A 17,929-nucleotide genomic window follows, 5' to 3' on the forward strand; every position below is an offset into this window, starting at 1 on the left:
TCTGTATATTAACTTACTGCAACTTTTTTGAATTCTTCAATCAGCATTGGGATAACTTCAAATAAGTCCCCTACAATACCGTAATCGGCAACATTAAATATGTTCGAATCAGCATCCTTATTTATTGCAACAATTACTTTTGAATTTGACATACCAGCAAGATGTTGGATTGCACCAGATATACCTACTGCTATATAAAGATCAGGAGTTACAACTTTTCCTGTTTGCCCAATTTGTAAAGAGTAATCACAGTAATCTGCATCACATGCACCGCGGGAAGCACCAACCGCTCCACCTAACACTTCAGCTAACTCATACAAAGGCTTGAAGCCGTCAGCACTCTTAACACCACGTCCTCCAGCGATGACAACCTTCGCCTCCGATAAATCAACGCCTTCTGAGGTTTTGCGTACAACCTCTTTTATAACCGTTCTTAAATCCTTTACATCCACATCAATACTAGCAACATCTCCTGTACGTGTTTCATCACGTTCAAGCGTTGAAATATTATTCGGTCTAATGGTCACAAAAGAAATTCCACTTGTAATAATTTTCTTTTCAAACGCCTTACCAGAGTATATTGGTCTTGTAAATACAACCTGGTCACCAACTAGCTCAACATCTACAGCATCTGATACAAGCCCAGTATTTAATTTACTTGCGAGTTTAGGTGACAAGTCCTTACCTATCGATGTATGCCCCATAATTATTCCGTCAGGTGATTCTTCATCGACAACTTTAAGTATCGCTTGCCCAAAACCTTCTGATGTATACGATTTCAAATTGTCGTGTTGAACGGTAACCACACGATCCGCACCATAGTAAATTAACTCTTGTGCCAAATCATTTGCATCTTCAGCCGCACAAATAACACCAACAATTTCCCCACCTGCATTTATTTTTCTAGCAGCCGCAATCGCTTCAAATGAAACATTACGAAGTTCTCCGTCTTTCGTTTCTGCAACAACTAATATTTTTTCACTCATACTAATCTCTCCTCTCTATAATTTGCTGCCCTAAAGTACTTTCGCTTCATTTTTAAGTAAGGATACTAATTCTTTGACCTGATCTTGAACATCGCCTTCTAGCACTCTTCCTGCAGCTTTTTCTTTTGGTAAGAAGATTTCGATGGTTCTAGTTTTCGCTTCAACATCATCTTCGTCTATATCTAAATCATCTAATTCCAATTCATCTAATGGTTTTTTCTTCGCCTTCATAATTCCAGGTAAAGATGGGTAACGCGGTTCATTTAAACCTTGTTGACATGTTACAAGTAATGGTAGGCTCACTTCAATTACTTCAACATCCCCTTCTACATCTTTTTCAACCTCAGCAGTGTCACCATCTATTTTCAAACTAGTAATCGTTGTTACGTATGGTATTTCCAATAATTCAGCTAGACGAGGGCCTACCTGTCCACTTGCTTCATCAATCGCAACATTTCCAGCTAAAATTAAATCCGCTTCCTTGTCGTCAAAGAAAGCCTCAAGTATTTTTGATGTAGAATACTGATCTCCATCTTCTAGGTCATCTTCAATATTTATTAATACTGCTTTATCAGCACCCATCGCTAAAGCGGTACGAAGCTGTTTCTCAGAGTCTTCATCACCAATTGTTACAACGGTAACCTCTCCACCATGCTCATCACGTTGCTTTATTGCTTCCTCAACAGCATATTCATCATATGGATTAATAATAAACTCAGCTGCATCATCTTCAATTTGCCCATTTGTCACGACAATCTTTTCCTCTGTATCAAATGTCTTTTTTAGTAGCACATAAATGTTCATCTAATTTCCTCCTTATTCAATTAATTGCTTCTTATTTATCCTTGAAGTTGGGCTCCCGCTTTTCAAGAAAAGCTTGAATTCCTTCCTTCGCATCTTCTGAACCGAAAATTGCCCGAAAGGCTTTTGCTTCTTCCTTCACGCCTTTTTCGAGAGGTTCGTTTTTTGCTAATAATACTAAATGCATAATATGCTTTATCGCCGGCTTACTCATTCGTGCTATATTTTCTGCTAGTTTCGTAGATTCATCATTTAGTTCTTCTTCATTTACTATTCTATTAACAAGGCCAAGGTTATATGCCTCTTTACCAGTGATTGGCTTACCTGAGAGCATCATTTCATACGCTTTGGCAGCGCCTACATAACGCGGCAGCCTTTGTGTACCAGCAAAACCAGGAATGATACCCAGTGTAATTTCTGGTAATCCTAACTTAGCGTGTTCTGTAGCAAGACGGATATGGCATGCCATTGCCAGTTCTAACCCTCCGCCTAATGCAGCACCATGAATTGCAGCAATAACTGGAATAGGGAAGTTTTCCAATTTGTTAAATACTGCTTGTCCACTTTCCGATAGTACTTGATAATCCACTTCATGTCTTAGTGAAGTAAATTCTTTAATATCTGCACCCGCAGAGAAGAATCTACCCTCACCTTTAAGAACAATTGCCTTAACAGCATCTTCTTTCTCAATCCTATCAAGTTGCTCATCTAACGCATTGATTAGTTTACTAGATAAAGCATTGGCTGGTGGGCTTGTTATCGTTAGATAAGCGACATTATTTTTTTCATCAAATGTAATTGTTTCCATTTACTCCCCCCTCTTTTCTATTGTAATAGAAAATCTAAAAAATTCAAACTAATAATTATCTTTTAGAAATTCCATCCAATAATAATGCATGCACTTGTGGAACTTCTTCTAATAAATCATACTTACACTCTTTCATTACCCAATTCGTCACTACTTCATCGATTGTTCCAAAAATCATTTGTCTTACAAGTGGAATCTTTAAATTCTCTTGGAACAAGTTCTCTTTTATACCTTCTTTTACAATATCGTCGATAACAGTTAAATAGGGTTTTAATATCATATTTATTTGTAAACGTAGTTGGTAATTAGATTGTCTTAACTCTAACTGTGTTACAATTGCTAAGTAATGATTATCTGAAAGTTGCCTTATGTGCATTTCAATTAATGTTAACAATTTTTCTGAAGCTGAATTCTTTTTATTTGTCTCCTCAACAATTTTTTTTATAAATTGTCCCATCTTCTCTTTAAAAACGGTTACTAAAATATCTTCTTTGTTTTTAAAATAAAGATAAATGGTTCCATCTGCCACACCTGCTGCTTTTGCAATTTTAGATACTTGGGAGCCGTGATACCCATTTTCAGCAATTACTCTAACGGCTGCTTCTATGATTTGATGATATTTCGGTCTATTATTTTTCATTTTCTTCTCCTTAGCTTCTCCACAAATGAATGAATCATCATTCATAAATTTATAGTATATGAGAAGTATAACCTCTGTCAAGTAAATACTTGTCCAAATTTATATTAAAAAAAATATTAAATGGATGTTGTTTTTTCTTTTTCTTCCTCTACCAACGTTCTTCTAAGGATTTTCCCTACAGCTGTTTTTGGTAATTCATTCTTGAATTCATATATCCTTGGGACTTTATATGCAGCTAGGTGCTTCCTACAATACGTATTCAGTTCTTCTTCGTTAACGAATTTCCCTTCTTTTAAAACAATATATGCTTTTACAGTCTCACCACGATATGGATCTGGAATACCGGCTACAACAGCCTCTTGAATTGCTTCGTGTTCATATAACACTTCTTCCACTTCACGCGGATAAATATTATATCCTCCTGCAATAATCATGTCTTTTCTACGATCAACAACATAAAAATATCCATCTTCATCTACATACCCAAGATCCCCTGTGAATAACCAACCATCCTTTAATACTTGTTCCGTTTCTTCTGGATTATTCCAATAACCTTTCATAATTTGAGGCCCTTTAACAGCTATTTCTCCAACCTCTCCTATTTCCGCTTCTTCCATATCCGAATCCATAATAAATATTTTAGCATCTGTATCCGGCCACGGAACACCTATACTTCCATTTACCCGCTTTTCCCATACAAAGTTTGCATGTGTTACTGGGGCTGATTCTGTTAGACCGTACCCTTCTACTAATCTACCACCTGTTACTCTTTCAAACTGCTCTTGCACCTCCGTTGGTAATGGAGCAGAACCACTGATGCAGGCTTCAATTGAGGAAAGATCATACTTGTTTAAATCAGGGTGATTTAGTAGACCAATATATATAGTAGGTGCCCCTGGGAATAGGGTTGGCTTCTGTTTTGAAATCGTTTTCAAAACGTCATTTGGATTAAACTTCGGCATAAGGATCATCTTTGAACCTTGTAGTACAGAGAAGTTCATAACCGTTGTCATCCCATATACATGGAAAAATGGAAGTACCGCTAAGACCGATTGCCTTGATTCCTTTGTTTTATACAACCATGCTTCACACATTTGCACATTCGCAACCAGATTATAATGCGTTAGCATAACACCTTTGGGATTTCCAGTCGTTCCCCCTGTATACTGTAATAGAGCCAAATCTTCTTTCGGATTAACCTCTACCTCTAAATACTCGTTTGAAGCATTTATCATAATACGATTCCAAACATGCGTATTATTTGTTTGCTCCACCTTTACAACCATATTATATTCACGCTTTTGAATAAATGGATAAATTAAATTTTTGGGGAATGGCAAATAATCTTTGATCCCTGTAACAATTGTATGTTCAACATTTGTCCGGTCACGTACGTTCTTTACTCTTGGCAATAAAATGTCCAAACATATAATGAATTTAGACTCTGAATCTAACAGTTGAAATTCTAACTCCCTCTCAGTGTATAGCGGATTTGTTTGAACAACAATTCCCCCTGCTAGTAATGTTCCATAATAAGTGATCACAGACTGTGGACAATTTGGAAGCATGATTGCAACCTTATCTCCTTTTTCTAAACCAAGTGATTGTAAATAATTTGCCATTTTTTTGGATTGATTGAATAGTTCCCCGTAGGTCATTTCTTTCCCCATGAAGTGAAGTGCTTTTTCATCCCTGTACTTTACAGCACTTTCTTCTAAAAATGCATGTAAGGGTTTTTCTAAATATGGTATTGATGCTGGAATTTCACTAGGATAATGCGCATGCCACTTTTTATTCTTCATCGACTCTCCTCCTTTGTATTATTATCATTATACATATAAATTTGTATTTTTAGAAATATTACGCCATCTTTTCTTAAAAAAATTTAAAATACAATTTTTTCTATTAATCTTGTTCTTTTCAGAAACTTCGCCGGTATTCCTTTACAGTTGATATGATCTGTGAGGTAACTTGAAATATGCATAAACCCACCGTTCCGGCAATACAATCCGCTTTTGACCTAAGGTGCGGTTACTGCCCAGAACGGAAATCAACGTGCACTTACCTCACAGTTTATATCTATTATTTTAAAAACAAATTTACAGAAAACAGCTTAAATCATAGTTACAAGAAATACAGAACCCCTGCAATCATAAAAATGATCGCTACCACAATAAGTATTTTTGCTAACCTTTCAAATACCACTTTGTCTCCCCCTATCCAATACTTGCACCAATAACAAATGATAGCCCGATTGATATCATCATTGAAATGAACCCTACAGCGATATTACCTTTGCCTATTTCTTCGTCAACATTAATGTTTGGTGTTAAGAACTCAAATATAAAATATGCGATTAATAGTAGTATAAATCCAAAAGCTCCCCAGCCAACACTCTGGAGAATCGTATCATTATGTTCGATCGAATATCGAAAAATAGTAGCTATTCCGAATAACTTACCGCCTGTCGCCATGGCAACTGAGAAGTTCCCTTTCTTTATCTCTTCCCAGTTACTGTATGATGTAACAACCTCAAACAAGGAAAGGAAAACTAACGTACAAAGCACGACAACACTGTACCTAGCTGCTGTAATTACGATGATATTCTCCCAAAATGTTTCCATAATCAACCTCCTCTCACAACCTATTCAATCTATCGCATCCAAGTATTTCTTTTTTCAATAGACTATTTTAAGACACAATACAGACACTATCGAAATTCGATTACCGTCACACCACTTCCACCTTCTCCATTTGCACCAGGTCTTGATGAAGCGATGCTTGGATGTCTTTTTACAAACTCTTGCACACCTTTACGTAAAGCACCTGTCCCCTTTCCATGGATAACAGAAACTCGTGGATACCCTGCAAGTAAGCTATCGTCAATATATTTCTCCAACTTTAGTAACGCATCCTCAAAACGTTCTCCTCTTAGATCCAGTTCTGTTTTAACATGATAATCGGAACCTTTTATTGTTGTAATTGGTTTTTCAAAGGTCTGTTTCTGTTTTCCTAGTAATTGAAGGTCCTCACGTTTAACCTTTACCTTCATAATTCCAACCTGTACCAAATATTCCTTATCACTAACTTTTTCTAACACTTCACCTTTTTGATTGACGGTAAGTAATTTAATTTCATCCCCAGGCTTTAAGGCATTCTTTTCTTTTGTTTGCTGCTGCATGCTCTTTTCCTTTTTAGAAGAAAGGTTTGGCTTTGCATCTTGTAAAAGTTTTTTCGCTTCAATCCATTCATGTTCCTTAATCGTAACATTCGATTTCATCTTTCTAACCGTTTCAACTATAGCCTCTGCTTCTTCTCGGGCTCTATTAATAGCTTTTTCAGCCTTTTCTTCCGCCTTTTTATATAACGCTTCACGTTTATTCTGCAACTCGTTCCATTCTCTTTCCAAATCCGCTCGAACCTTTTCACTTTCTAGTAAGATCTCATGTGCTTTTTCATATTCTTTTTCAGCACTAATTTGGGAGTTTTCAAGCGAAGCAATCATATTTTCTACACTTTTTGAATCAACACCAATAAGTCCTTTTGCTCTTTCGATAATACCTTCATTTAATCCTAAGCGTTTCGATATTTCAAAGGCATTACTTCGACCAGGTATCCCAATTAAGAGTCGATAGGTCGGCTGTAAAGTCTCAACATCAAACTCAACAGAAGCATTGATAACATTGTCGCGGTTGTATCCGTAAGCTTTTAATTCAGGGTAGTGTGTAGTTGCAATAACACGTGCATCCCTACCAACAACTTCATCCAGTATGGACATTGCTAATGCTGCACCCTCACCAGGATCTGTACCTGAGCCCAATTCATCAAATAATACGAGTGATTTATCATCTACATGCTTCATAATATCCACAATATTTGTCATATGAGAAGAAAACGTACTTAGGTTTTGCTCGATTGATTGCTCATCCCCAATATCTGCAAATACTTCTTTAAAAACAGCAAGTTCACAACCATCTAATGCAGGCACTTGAAGCCCTGATTGTGCCATTAACGTACATAAACCAACCATTTTTAATGTGACAGTTTTCCCACCTGTATTTGGTCCAGTAATAACAATTGATGTATAGTCCTTCCCGATCTCGACATCGTTTGCTACTACTTCATCGGCAGAAATCAATGGGTGACGGGCTTGTTTCATTTTTATGATTCCCTTATCATTCATAAGTGGCATGGTCGCTTTCATTTGACTTCCTAATAACGCCCTTGCATTCATAAAGTCAATCTGAGCAAGTACGGTTACGTTTTCATACAGAGAAATTTCTTCAGCAGCAATTAATCCACTTAATTCCTTTAATATCCGCTCAATTTCTTGTTTCTCTTTAATTGCTGCTTCTTGTAATTGATTATTTAATTCAACGACTGCTTTGGGCTCCATAAAAAGGGTTTGTCCAGAAGCGGATTGATCATGTACAATTCCACCAATTGCTCCTCGATACTCCTGTTTCACCGGTAAAACATAACGATCATTACGTATCGTCACAATAGCATCAGACAACATTTTACTGTTGGTTCTCGTATATCCTTCTAATTTTTCACGAACCCTTGCTTCTAATGTGCGTATCGTGGAACGGAGACTACGTAACTTTTGCGAAGCACTATCCATCACATGACCATGATCATCAATACAACTCTTGATTTGCTGTTCGAGATCTCGAAGTGAAGTAATCCGTTCTACTAGTCCTTTTAAAATAGGTAGTTCATCTTCTAAATTGCCAATAAAAACTTTTACCTGTCTACCACCATAAATTGTATTCGCAACATCAAGACATTCTTCTGTTGATAAAACACCACCAATTACACTCCGTTTAAGACTTGCACGAATATCCGTAACACCGCCTAATGGTATTGCTTTATTGAGACGAATGATTTGCGCCGCTTCATCTGTTTCCTTTTGTAACTGGATTACTTCATTAATTTCAGGTTTAGGTTTTAAATTTGATGCAAAGTCTTTTCCAATCGAAGTTGCGGCATGTCCAACAAGCAACTCTATAATTTTATTAAATTCAAGTACACGAAGAACTCGTTCGTTCATGATTTTTTACTCCTTCAAAGCAATTTATTTCGACTTAAAATATTTCATCAGTTTTTCGAGTGGCCAGGTATTGATAACTGTATCCTTTCTAATCCAGCCTCTTCTCGAAGTTTGAACGCCATACTTCATATGCTCCAACATATGATAATTATGTGCATCCGTATTAATGGAAAGCAAAACACCCGCCTCTTGTGCTTTTCTTGCCCATTCGCTAGATAAATCCAAACGATTCGGATTTGCATTAATTTCTAATGCTGTATTTGTTTCCTTTGCTTTTTCTATTAGCTTCTCCATATTTACTTTATAACCAACGCGTCTACCAATCAACCTTCCAGTAGGGTGAGCAATCAAAGATACATTTGGATTTTCAAGTGCAGTATATAAGCGGTTCATAATTTGCTCTTCTGTTTGATTAAAACTAGAATGAATTGCAGCAATTACATAATCCATTTCTTGTAAAAAATCATCTGCAAAGTCTAAACTTCCATCAGGTAAAATATCCATCTCTACACCAGCGAAAATATGAAAATCATGAAACTTCTTATTCAATGCAGCAATCTCCGCGCGTTGCTTCATTAATCTTTCTTCATCTAAGCCATTTGCAACCTTTAAATTTTTAGAATGGTCGGTGATTGCCATGTATTGATAGCCCTTTTCCCTGACCCTGCTTACCATCTCTTCTAATGATTGCGCCCCATCACTCCAAGTTGTATGCATATGTAAATCACCCTGGATATCGCTTAGATCGATAAACGGTTGTTCAGATTGAAAAGCTTCCACTTCACCAGTATTTTCTCTTGCTTCTGGCGGAATAAAGTTTAATCCAAAATGGCTGAAAAACTCCTGTTCACTTGTAAAAGTTAAAATTTCATTCGTTTCCTCTATTTCGACACCATATTCACTTATTTTCTCGCCACGTGATTTAGCCAGCTTGCGCATTGCAACATTATGATCCTTCGACCCAGTAAAATGATGTAATGTTGTTACAAATTCTTCTTCCGAGACCAATCTGAAATCAACATTGATGTCGTATTCGCCAGCAAGCGTGATAGATACCTTCGTATCACCTTTAGCAATAACATCTTTTATATTGGGTATTTCAAGTAGTTGTTCACGTACGGCTGCTGGTTGATTTGTAGCAATAATGAAATCAATATCTTTAATACTTTCACGCATTCTTCTCAAGCTACCTGCTTGAGAATAGTTTACTACACCATTCATTTTGCGAATATAATCTTCTATTTTTTCAGCAACAGGAATAACACTCGAAATCGGCAGCCGCTCAGGACGTTTACCTGCTTCTTCTAATGCTTGGAGTATCTTTTCAGCTGTCTTCTTTCCGAATCCAGCTAACCCTTCCACCGAACCACTTTCACAAGCAGTTTTTAACGTTTCTGCATCCGTAACGTTTAATTCTTGATAGAGTTTAGCTAACTTCTTCCCACCTAAGCCTGGTAATCTCAAGAGTGGGATCAGTCCATTAGGAACCTCTTCTGTTAATTGCTCGAGGACCTCTGATTTACCGTTCTCAATATATTCAGTAATAACACTACTTGTACCCTTACCAACTCCTTTAATCTTCGTAAAATCATCAATCTCAGATAAGGATCGTTCGTCACGTTCTAGTGCTTGTGCTGCTCTCCTATACGCTGATATTTTAAAAGAATTTTCTCCTTTTAGTTCTAAATATACAGCAATATTCTCTAATAATTTAATAATATCTTTTTTATTTATTGACATTTAACCACCTACTTTAGTACTATTTGCTTTCCTATCAGCAAAAAAAGACTGATTCCTTTTCATTATATCTATTGTACCTGACATACAACCGTATAACGAGTAAGATGAACCAGTCAACCATGAATCTTATTGTTCACTCATGTAATTAAACCATAAATCAAAAATACTTTCAGAGAAATATGGTGTCTGTTCTAATATATACAAAGCAACTGATGAACCATTAATCCATTCTTGAATTTGCATCAATGGTGTGAGTGCCAATATGTATAAAACGATAAAAAGAAGTAAGTACACTTCAATAAAACCTAACACAGCACCAAGTAGCTTATTTACAGAGCGAATGATTGGAATTGAAGCAACAAAATCAAGCATGGATGCAACAATTTGCAAGATGATTTTTGTGCCGAAAAATATGACTGCAAATGCAATAGCATTATAAAATGCCAATTCTAATGGTAAATTTTGTAAAAACTGTGCCCAAGCACTTTCATCTTGTAGCTCTGGATATGGAATCCACATTTCAAGTTTTTGACCTAACTCAGCATAATACATTCGTGCAACAATGAATGCAACAATAAATCCAATCAAATGTAAAAGTTGTAGAATAAATCCTCTTTTTAATCCAACTAAGAAACCAAAAATAAGGATAACGATTAATAACATATTAAACATAATCTATTTGTCCTCTTTCCTTCTCATCGAACCTAACAATGTAGCATAATCCTCTTTTAATTTTAAATAGTCGTTCATCGTATTTAACGCGGTTAACACTGCTAGACTTGCAGTATCAAGATGTCGATTGGAACCTTGAATTTCTTTCATTTTCTGATCTACAAGACTAGCTACTAAGCGCATGTGACTTGAAGATTCCTCGTCACCTTTAATGGTATATGTTCGATTATGTATTTCTACCGTTACACGGTCCTTCTTCCCCTCGGTCACCTAAAAAAGCCCCCCGCCTACGAATTCTACATTTTATCTTAACACGAAGTTGGTGTTTTAAAAAGTAGTATTTCAATCAATGATGTATTTTGTTATAGTCAATAGAGAATATACGTACTAAAGAGTGATTGGAGCGTTCAAATGGGACAAATAGTTAATAAATATACGATAGAAAAAATTAATCAAATGATGCCTGTGTATCAATCATCCATTTTAAGCACCCCACCAGGAGCAATATTTCGTGCAAAAACTGAAAATGCAGTAATTACAGCATATAAGTCTGGTAAAGTCCTTTTTCAAGGAAGTTCTCCAGAGGTAGAAGCAGGGAGATGGGGAGTGTCATCTGGTCCAACAAGCTCGGAGAAACCCAAGAAGCAAAACAAAGCAACCGTCTATACCCCTTCTACTACTTTATTTACAAGTAATCATATTGGCTCTGATGAAGCAGGTACTGGAGATTACTTTGGACCAATAACGGTTGGTGCAGTCTATGTAAAACAGGAACAAATTCAATTATTAAAAGAAATGGGAATAAAGGATTCCAAAAACCTAACAGACCCAATGATTAAAAAACTTTCAAAAGAAATTGTAAAACTGAAATTACCATACTCCCTCGTTATTTTACATAATGAAAAATACAATAACGTTCAAAAAAAGGGCTGGTCACAGGGGAAAATGAAGGCAATGCTCCACCATACTGCAATTAATCATGTGAAGAAGAAAATTGGAAATGCTCCACTTGATGGAATTCTAGTTGATCAATTCTGTGAGCCTACTGTCTACCAGAAACATCTTCGTACAGAGAATAAATCAATTCCTGAAAAGACCTTTTTTATGACAAAGGCAGAAAGTTACTCTATAGCTGTTGCTGCTGCTTCGATTATAGCAAGAACAAGTTTTGTTAATGAGATGGATAAGTTATCAGACGTGTTGGGAATTGAATTACCAAAAGGAGCCTCCAAAAAAGTAGACCAAACAATTGCAAAAGTTATTCGAGAAAAAGGCGCCTCTGCCCTATCAACCTGTGCAAAAGTTCACTTTGCAAATACGAAAAAAGCAGAGAAATATATGTAAACTAAAGCTATTTTCGTATTATTTGTTGCTTTTTATACTTAACAGTTGATGTAAATAGTGGACTTATTTAATTCAGAGTTTTTTTAAGCACTCCGTTCCGGAAAGACACTTCGCTTTCCACGGGCGGCTGGTGAGCCTCCTCCGTGCTAACGCACTACGCAGTCTCACCTAGGCCTGTCCTCCCGTAGGAGTCTTCGTGTCTTTCCTCCACTAAGCTCCTGCTCTACTTGATTTCCACTAAAAAAAGGCTGCTTTTGCGAGGAAAGACTGCCCAGAACGTAATTTTATGTTCGATAGCTTTAATAACATCTAGACACTTTACATAGCGGAGGCAGAATGCGTAGACTCCTGCGGGAATAGCACGTGTCTGAAGACCCCACAGGAAGTGGTCTTCTTCCGAGGAGGGCTGAGGCCGTGCCCTAAGGTCCGCGAAGCATTCTGCCGCAGCGAATTGCAGCACATAACATTAATAAGTGTAAGCGAGCGCTAAACTATACTTAATTAAAGAAATCAACACTTTATACAAATAGTAAATTTTATAACAGCAATATTTTAGAAAAACAGCCTACAGCTAAAAACACACGAGATTCAGAGTCGAATCCCGTGTGTTTTGTTATTTACGAGCGGACATAAGCATTAAACTTACTATTTACCATCTCAACTATATGCTTATAAGATGCTTCTACCTCTTCATCCTTCAATGTCTTATTTGGATCCTGGTAAAGCAAACGATATGCAATTGATTTTTTACCTTCTTCGACATTTTCTCCTTGATATACATCAAAAATTTGAACATGTTTAACGAGTGGAGAACCGACTTCTTCAATTACCTGCTTCACGTCTCCTGACAATACTTCTTGGTCTAAAATAAAGGCAATATCTCTTGAAACAGATGGATACTTTGGAATGTCAGAATACTGCGGAATATCTTCAAAAGCCGCAAACACTGCATCGATATTCACATCAAATACATATGTCTCTTTTAAATCTAATTCTTTTGCTAGGCTTGGGTGTAATTGACCAACAAAACCAACTGTTTTCCCATCGATGGCTAGTGTAGCCGTTCTTCCTGGATGCATTCCGTCAACTTTTCCACGATTAAACGAAACAGGTAGTTCAAGGAAATGAAATAACCCTTCTAAAATACCTTTTACAACATAAAAATCGACTTCTTTCATTTCTTGTTGCCAAGGATGTTCTACCCATTTACCAGTTAAAGCACTTACCAAGCGCAACTGTTCAGAAGGTTGTTTAGTTAATTTCTCTTCATCACTAACAAATACAGCCCCAAGTTCATAGTATGCAAGATCGCTCTGGTTTCTTGCAGTATTGTAGGATAGCGAACGTAGCATCTCTGGCAAAATACTTAAGCGCAGGTATTTATGATCTTCACTCATCGGCATATGAAGGGAAACAGGAACAGGTTGTAATGCTTGAATTTCTGGACTTACTAATCGCTGTACATTCGCTTCATTTGTAAGTGAATAAGTAAGAGTCTCCATTAGACCAACATTTTCCATATATTGTTTAACTTTTCTCTTTAACGTTTGACGTACTGTTAGACCACCTGCTTGATTTGACCCAGCGGGTAATGTATACGGTAATTGATCATAGCCGTAAATTCGTGCAACCTCTTCTAACATATCTTCAAAAATGCTAATGTCTCCACGTCGTGTTGGAACAGTTACAGTAAATGTATCATTACTTTGCTCGAAATTAAATTTTAAACGGTGAAGGATTTTTGCAATTTCTTCTGCTGAAATTTCTGTACCAAGACGTCCATTAATTTTACCAACATTCACTTCAACAGACTTCTCTGAACGGTCAAGTTTATCAAATTTAACGACACCTGACAGTACTTTACCATTTGCATACTTTTGCAATAAGTGACAGGCACGCATCCCTGCTTTTTTCACACGATTCGGGTCAATACCTTTTTCGTATCTAGAACTAGATTCACTACGTAGTCCTGTTGCTTTAACTGTTTTCCGAATGGAACCTCCATCAAAGTAAGCAGCTTCTAGTAAAACATTCTTCGTCTCATCAATTACTTCCGTGTTTGCACCACCCATAACACCTGCAATTGCTGTCGCTTCTTTACCATTTGTAATAACGAGCATTTCCTCGTCCAATGTTCTTTCTTGCTCATCTAAGGTGATTATTTTTTCCCCAGCGTCTGCACGACGAACAACAATCTTGTCTGAATTAAATCGATCATAGTCAAATGCATGTAGTGGTTGACCATACTCAAGTAAAACATAATTAGTAATGTCAACAACATTGTTAATTGGACGAATCCCTGCAGCAATTAAAGCATTCCGCATCCATAATGGTGAGGCTTTAATTTCCACGTCTTTAATTACAAATGCACCGTAATACGGATTGAGATCAGGAGCATCGACTTCGACTGAAATATGCTCTTCTGCCATTGTCTCCTCAACAGTGACTGATTCATCCGGAAAATGAATATCTTTACCGAGAATTGCTCCTACTTCATAGGCAACCCCAAGCATACTCATTGCATCAGCTCTATTTGCTAAAATATCTAGTTCTAAGATTGCGTCATCTAGATTTAGGTATGGAATAACACTTTCGCCTACAGGAGTATCTTCTGGAAAAACGAAAATACCTGTCGCAATATCTGTAGGAATATACTTTTCATCCACACCAAGTTCTTGTAATGAGCAAATCATGCCATTCGACTCAACTCCACGTAATTTAACTTTTTTAATTTTCATACCACCTGGAAGTTTTGCACCTGGTTTAGCAACAGCTACTTTCTGACCTTGTCGAACGTTCGGTGCTCCGCATATAATCTGTAACGTTTCCTCTCCTACATCAACTTGGCATAGGTTTAATTTATCTGCATCAGGATGTTTTTCACAAGATGCAACATACCCTACAACAACATTAGTGCTTTTTTCAGCAAAAAAATCTACACTTTCTACTTCAATACCTGATTTTGTAATTTTATCTGCAAGTTCTTCTGGAGTAATTTCTCCAAGATCAACGTATTTTTTTAACCAATTATATGATACTAACATTTATTCTTGCTCCTCCTTATGCCTGATGAAATTGTTTTAAGAATCGTACGTCGTTTGTATAAAAAGCACGGATGTCACTAACACCGTATTTCAGCATGGCAATTCTCTCCGTTCCCATTCCAAACGCAAAGCCAGAATAGACTTTTGGATCATAACCAGCCATTTCAAGTACCTTTGGATGTACCATTCCGCCACCTAAAATTTCAATCCAGCCAGTACCTTTACATACATTGCAGCCTTCCCCATGACACACTTTACAAGAAATATCCATTTCAACAGATGGTTCTGTAAATGGGAAGAAACTTGGACGAAGCCTTATATTACGGTCTTCCCCGAACATTTTTTTCGCAAATTTATCCAACGTACCTTTTAGATCACTCATGCGTACATTCTCATCTACATAAAGACCTTCAATTTGCCTAAATTGATGAGAGTGTGTTGCATCATCCGTGTCACGACGATACACCTTACCAGGACAAATCATCTTGAAAGGCTTCTCGCCTTTATATTCCAACATCGTACGAGCTTGAACTGGTGATGTATGCGTGCGTAATAATAATTCATTCGTAATATAGAATGTATCTTGCATATCTCTAGCTGGGTGATTCTGTGGCAAATTCAGTGCTTCGAAGTTATAATAATCTGTTTCTACTTCAGGGCCTTCACGAACTTCGTAGCCCATACCAATAAATAAATCTTCAATTTCTTCCACGATACTTGTAAGAAGATGTGCTCCACCAACATTTACTGGTCTTCCAGGAAGCGTTACATCAATGGTTTCTTGATTTAATTGTTTTTCCAATGCTGCTTCTTCTAATTTTTGGATTTTTTCATTTAGCGCAGTTGTAATAGCATCTCTAACTTTATTTGCAATTTCACCAATTACTGGCCGTTCCTCTTTAGAAAGCTTTCCCATCCCTTTTAGTACGCTTGTTAATGAACCTTTTTTCCCTAAATATGTAACACGAATTTCTTGAAGCACTTTAATATCTTCAACTTGAACGATTTTGTCTAATGCTTCACTACGAATTGCTTCTAACTGCTCTTTCATCTTTCTTATTCCTCCTAAACATTATTTTTTCATTAAAAAAAGCCCTCTCCCAAAAAGGGACGAGGACTTTGTTTCGCGGTACCACCCTTGTTGGCACAATGAAAAATATGCCCAACTTTAGCTTTAGATAACGGAATAATTCCGGAACACCTTTACTTACGCTTTTGTCATCCAGCTACAGCTCCCGTGTTAAATCGAACCACCCACAAACTACGTGGGCGCAGTCCATACGTCGCTAAACGGGCGCTTACGCTTTCGCAATAAGGTCCAAGTGTCTGCTCCAGAGTGAAATGATAACATGTAAACGATGGAAATACTCACAGTCTAAGGCATTTCCTCCCTTAATCGCTTCTATAATGTTACCCATGCTCCTTCAATGCTTTCGAATATTTCTTTTTTTAGTACATATAATAATTCATTATAAAGATTTTGGTAAAATGTTGCAACTATCCTTTTAAATAATACATAAAAATAGCTGCGGCAATACTGACATTTAATGATTCAGCCTTACCATATATGGGAATCGTAACTATTTTGTCTGCTAAAGCAACTAAGTCAGGATTTACTCCTGCCCCTTCATTTCCTAATATTAGTGCAACTTTTTCATCTATTTTTACCTCATTATACTTTTTCGCATCCTTTAAAGCAGTTGCCCAAATCGTATAGTTTTCTTTCTTCAATTTAGCTACCTCATCCATTAAGTTTGCTTGCATAATTGGAATATGGAAAATCGAACCTTGAGTAGCACGTATGACTTTATCGTTATATAAATCAACGGTAGCCTTTCCTAACATTATTCCGTCCATACCAGCAGCATCAGCGGTACGAATAATCGTTCCTAAATTACCAGGATCCTGAATGGAATCAAGTAGTAAAAGATAGTTTCCCGTGTGCTTTACGGTAGGCTTCATTTCTACAATTGCTGCAATCCCTTGTGGTGCCATCGTTTGTGATACTTGTAGAAAGACTTGCTCACTGACGATTTCTAATGGTAGATTCCTGCACCATTCTGGTAAATCCAACCCCTCTACTGCAATAATTTCCTTAATGCGCCAATCGCTTTTCCATGCTTCCTCGACTAAATGAAAGCCCTCTATAAGAAATGTACCTGTATTTGTACGTTCTTTCCGTTTATGTAATTTCTTCCAATTTTTTACCTTTTCATTTTTTACCGATGTAATCATATTGTTCATCCTTCTCATATATGTTCAATTTCGTTATTTTACCGTACCTTTTAAACCTCACTATTTTCATTATCCATCATACATATTTTTAACCTAATTGGTCAAACTATCTTTAGTTAAAAAGTTTATAGAAGGAGCTGTATATATGGACTTAAATATTAGAAAAGCAATACTACACAACCTTTCAAGCAACGATCAAAATGAATTAGAAGCAACGATTGTTGATGCAATACAGGCTGGTGAGGAAAAAATGCTTCCTGGATTAGGCGTTCTTTTTGAACTTATTTGGAATCAATCAAATAACGAAGATCGCCAGGAAATGATTGAAGCATTAGAACAAGGAGTAAAGCAAGCGACAAGCAACTAGTCGATTTCGTTTTCTATCGTCTACCACTTGAATAAAAATGAAAAATAGATGCTCACCTCATTGGAGCATCTATTTTTCGTTTCTTTTAATATTGTTTGTCGCTATTGATATAAAATGTCGACGTAAATTTAAAGAGATTTGCTTAATCACGCCGTTCCGGAAACACACTTCGCGCACCTTAGGGCGGCTGGTGAGCCTCCTCCGTGCTAAGGCACTACGTAGTCTCACCTAGGCCTATC

At 36.9% G+C, this 17,929-nt stretch carries 15 protein-coding genes; 2 read left to right on the forward strand and 13 right to left on the reverse strand.

What is annotated here, in order from left to right; all coding sequences use genetic code 11:
• Window positions 1-8: 8 nt before the first annotated feature.
• The 10 genes from D8M05_RS03570 to zapA all read right to left on the reverse strand — a co-directional run bounded on the left by D8M05_RS03570 (window position 9) and on the right by zapA (window position 10,970).
• Window positions 9-986 (reverse strand): electron transfer flavoprotein subunit alpha/FixB family protein, encoded by a 978-nt coding sequence (locus tag D8M05_RS03570; protein ID WP_121128715.1) that lies wholly within the window; start codon window positions 984-986, stop codon window positions 9-11.
• Between the two features lie 30 nt (window positions 987-1,016).
• On the reverse strand, window positions 1,017-1,790 hold the full coding sequence (locus D8M05_RS03575) for an electron transfer flavoprotein subunit beta/FixA family protein (protein WP_121128717.1): 774 nt from the start codon (window positions 1,788-1,790) through the stop codon (window positions 1,017-1,019).
• Between the two features lie 31 nt (window positions 1,791-1,821).
• Window positions 1,822-2,595: an enoyl-CoA hydratase gene (locus D8M05_RS03580; RefSeq protein WP_121128719.1), complete on the reverse strand. Its 774-nt coding sequence runs from the start codon at window positions 2,593-2,595 to the stop codon at window positions 1,822-1,824.
• Window positions 2,596-2,650: 55 nt separating this feature from the next.
• Window positions 2,651-3,235 (reverse strand): fatty acid metabolism transcriptional regulator FadR, encoded by a 585-nt coding sequence (locus tag D8M05_RS03585; RefSeq protein WP_121128721.1) that lies wholly within the window; start codon window positions 3,233-3,235, stop codon window positions 2,651-2,653.
• Between the two features lie 116 nt (window positions 3,236-3,351).
• The gene (locus tag D8M05_RS03590; protein ID WP_121128723.1) at window positions 3,352-5,037 is read right to left on the reverse strand and encodes a long-chain-fatty-acid--CoA ligase; all 1,686 of its coding nucleotides are present in this window, start codon (window positions 5,035-5,037) and stop codon (window positions 3,352-3,354) included.
• Window positions 5,038-5,451: 414 nt separating this feature from the next.
• Window positions 5,452-5,859: a DUF350 domain-containing protein gene (locus D8M05_RS03595; RefSeq protein ID WP_121128725.1), complete on the reverse strand. Its 408-nt coding sequence runs from the start codon at window positions 5,857-5,859 to the stop codon at window positions 5,452-5,454.
• An 86-nt stretch (window positions 5,860-5,945) separates the two neighbouring features.
• A complete protein-coding gene (locus tag D8M05_RS03600; RefSeq protein ID WP_121128727.1) occupies window positions 5,946-8,288 on the reverse strand; it encodes an endonuclease MutS2 in 2,343 nt (780 codons plus the stop codon).
• A gap of 24 nt (window positions 8,289-8,312) precedes the next feature.
• Window positions 8,313-10,028 carry a DNA polymerase/3'-5' exonuclease PolX gene (gene polX, locus D8M05_RS03605; protein ID WP_121128729.1) on the reverse strand — a complete coding sequence of 572 codons (1,716 nt, stop codon included), beginning with the start codon at window positions 10,026-10,028 and terminating at the stop codon, window positions 8,313-8,315.
• A gap of 126 nt (window positions 10,029-10,154) precedes the next feature.
• Window positions 10,155-10,700: a CvpA family protein gene (locus tag D8M05_RS03610; RefSeq protein WP_121128731.1), complete on the reverse strand. Its 546-nt coding sequence runs from the start codon at window positions 10,698-10,700 to the stop codon at window positions 10,155-10,157.
• 3 nt (window positions 10,701-10,703) lie between these two features.
• Window positions 10,704-10,970 (reverse strand): cell division protein ZapA, encoded by a 267-nt coding sequence (zapA, locus tag D8M05_RS03615; protein ID WP_121128733.1) that lies wholly within the window; start codon window positions 10,968-10,970, stop codon window positions 10,704-10,706.
• 141 nt (window positions 10,971-11,111) lie between these two features.
• On the opposite strand from zapA, the gene rnhC reads away from it, so the two are divergent.
• Window positions 11,112-12,044 carry a ribonuclease HIII gene (rnhC, locus tag D8M05_RS03620; protein WP_121128735.1) on the forward strand — a complete coding sequence of 311 codons (933 nt, stop codon included), beginning with the start codon at window positions 11,112-11,114 and terminating at the stop codon, window positions 12,042-12,044.
• Between the two features lie 617 nt (window positions 12,045-12,661).
• On the opposite strand, the gene pheT is transcribed toward rnhC, so the two are convergent.
• From pheT to D8M05_RS03635, 3 genes are all read right to left on the reverse strand, one after another.
• Window positions 12,662-15,088 (reverse strand): phenylalanine--tRNA ligase subunit beta, encoded by a 2,427-nt coding sequence (gene pheT, locus D8M05_RS03625; protein ID WP_121128736.1) that lies wholly within the window; start codon window positions 15,086-15,088, stop codon window positions 12,662-12,664.
• Between the two features lie 16 nt (window positions 15,089-15,104).
• On the reverse strand, window positions 15,105-16,139 hold the full coding sequence (gene pheS / locus D8M05_RS03630; protein WP_121128739.1) for a phenylalanine--tRNA ligase subunit alpha: 1,035 nt from the start codon (window positions 16,137-16,139) through the stop codon (window positions 15,105-15,107).
• 446 nt (window positions 16,140-16,585) lie between these two features.
• The gene (locus D8M05_RS03635; protein WP_121128741.1) at window positions 16,586-17,323 is read right to left on the reverse strand and encodes a TrmH family RNA methyltransferase; all 738 of its coding nucleotides are present in this window, start codon (window positions 17,321-17,323) and stop codon (window positions 16,586-16,588) included.
• Between the two features lie 145 nt (window positions 17,324-17,468).
• On the opposite strand from D8M05_RS03635, the gene sspI reads away from it, so the two are divergent.
• A complete protein-coding gene (sspI, locus tag D8M05_RS03640; RefSeq protein ID WP_121128743.1) occupies window positions 17,469-17,690 on the forward strand; it encodes a small acid-soluble spore protein SspI in 222 nt (73 codons plus the stop codon).
• The last annotated feature ends 239 nt before the right edge of the window (window positions 17,691-17,929 follow it).

Origin of the sequence: Oceanobacillus bengalensis (assembly GCF_003628445.1) — a bacterium.
In the GTDB taxonomy this organism is placed as follows: domain Bacteria; phylum Bacillota; class Bacilli; order Bacillales; family Amphibacillaceae; genus Oceanobacillus; species Oceanobacillus bengalensis.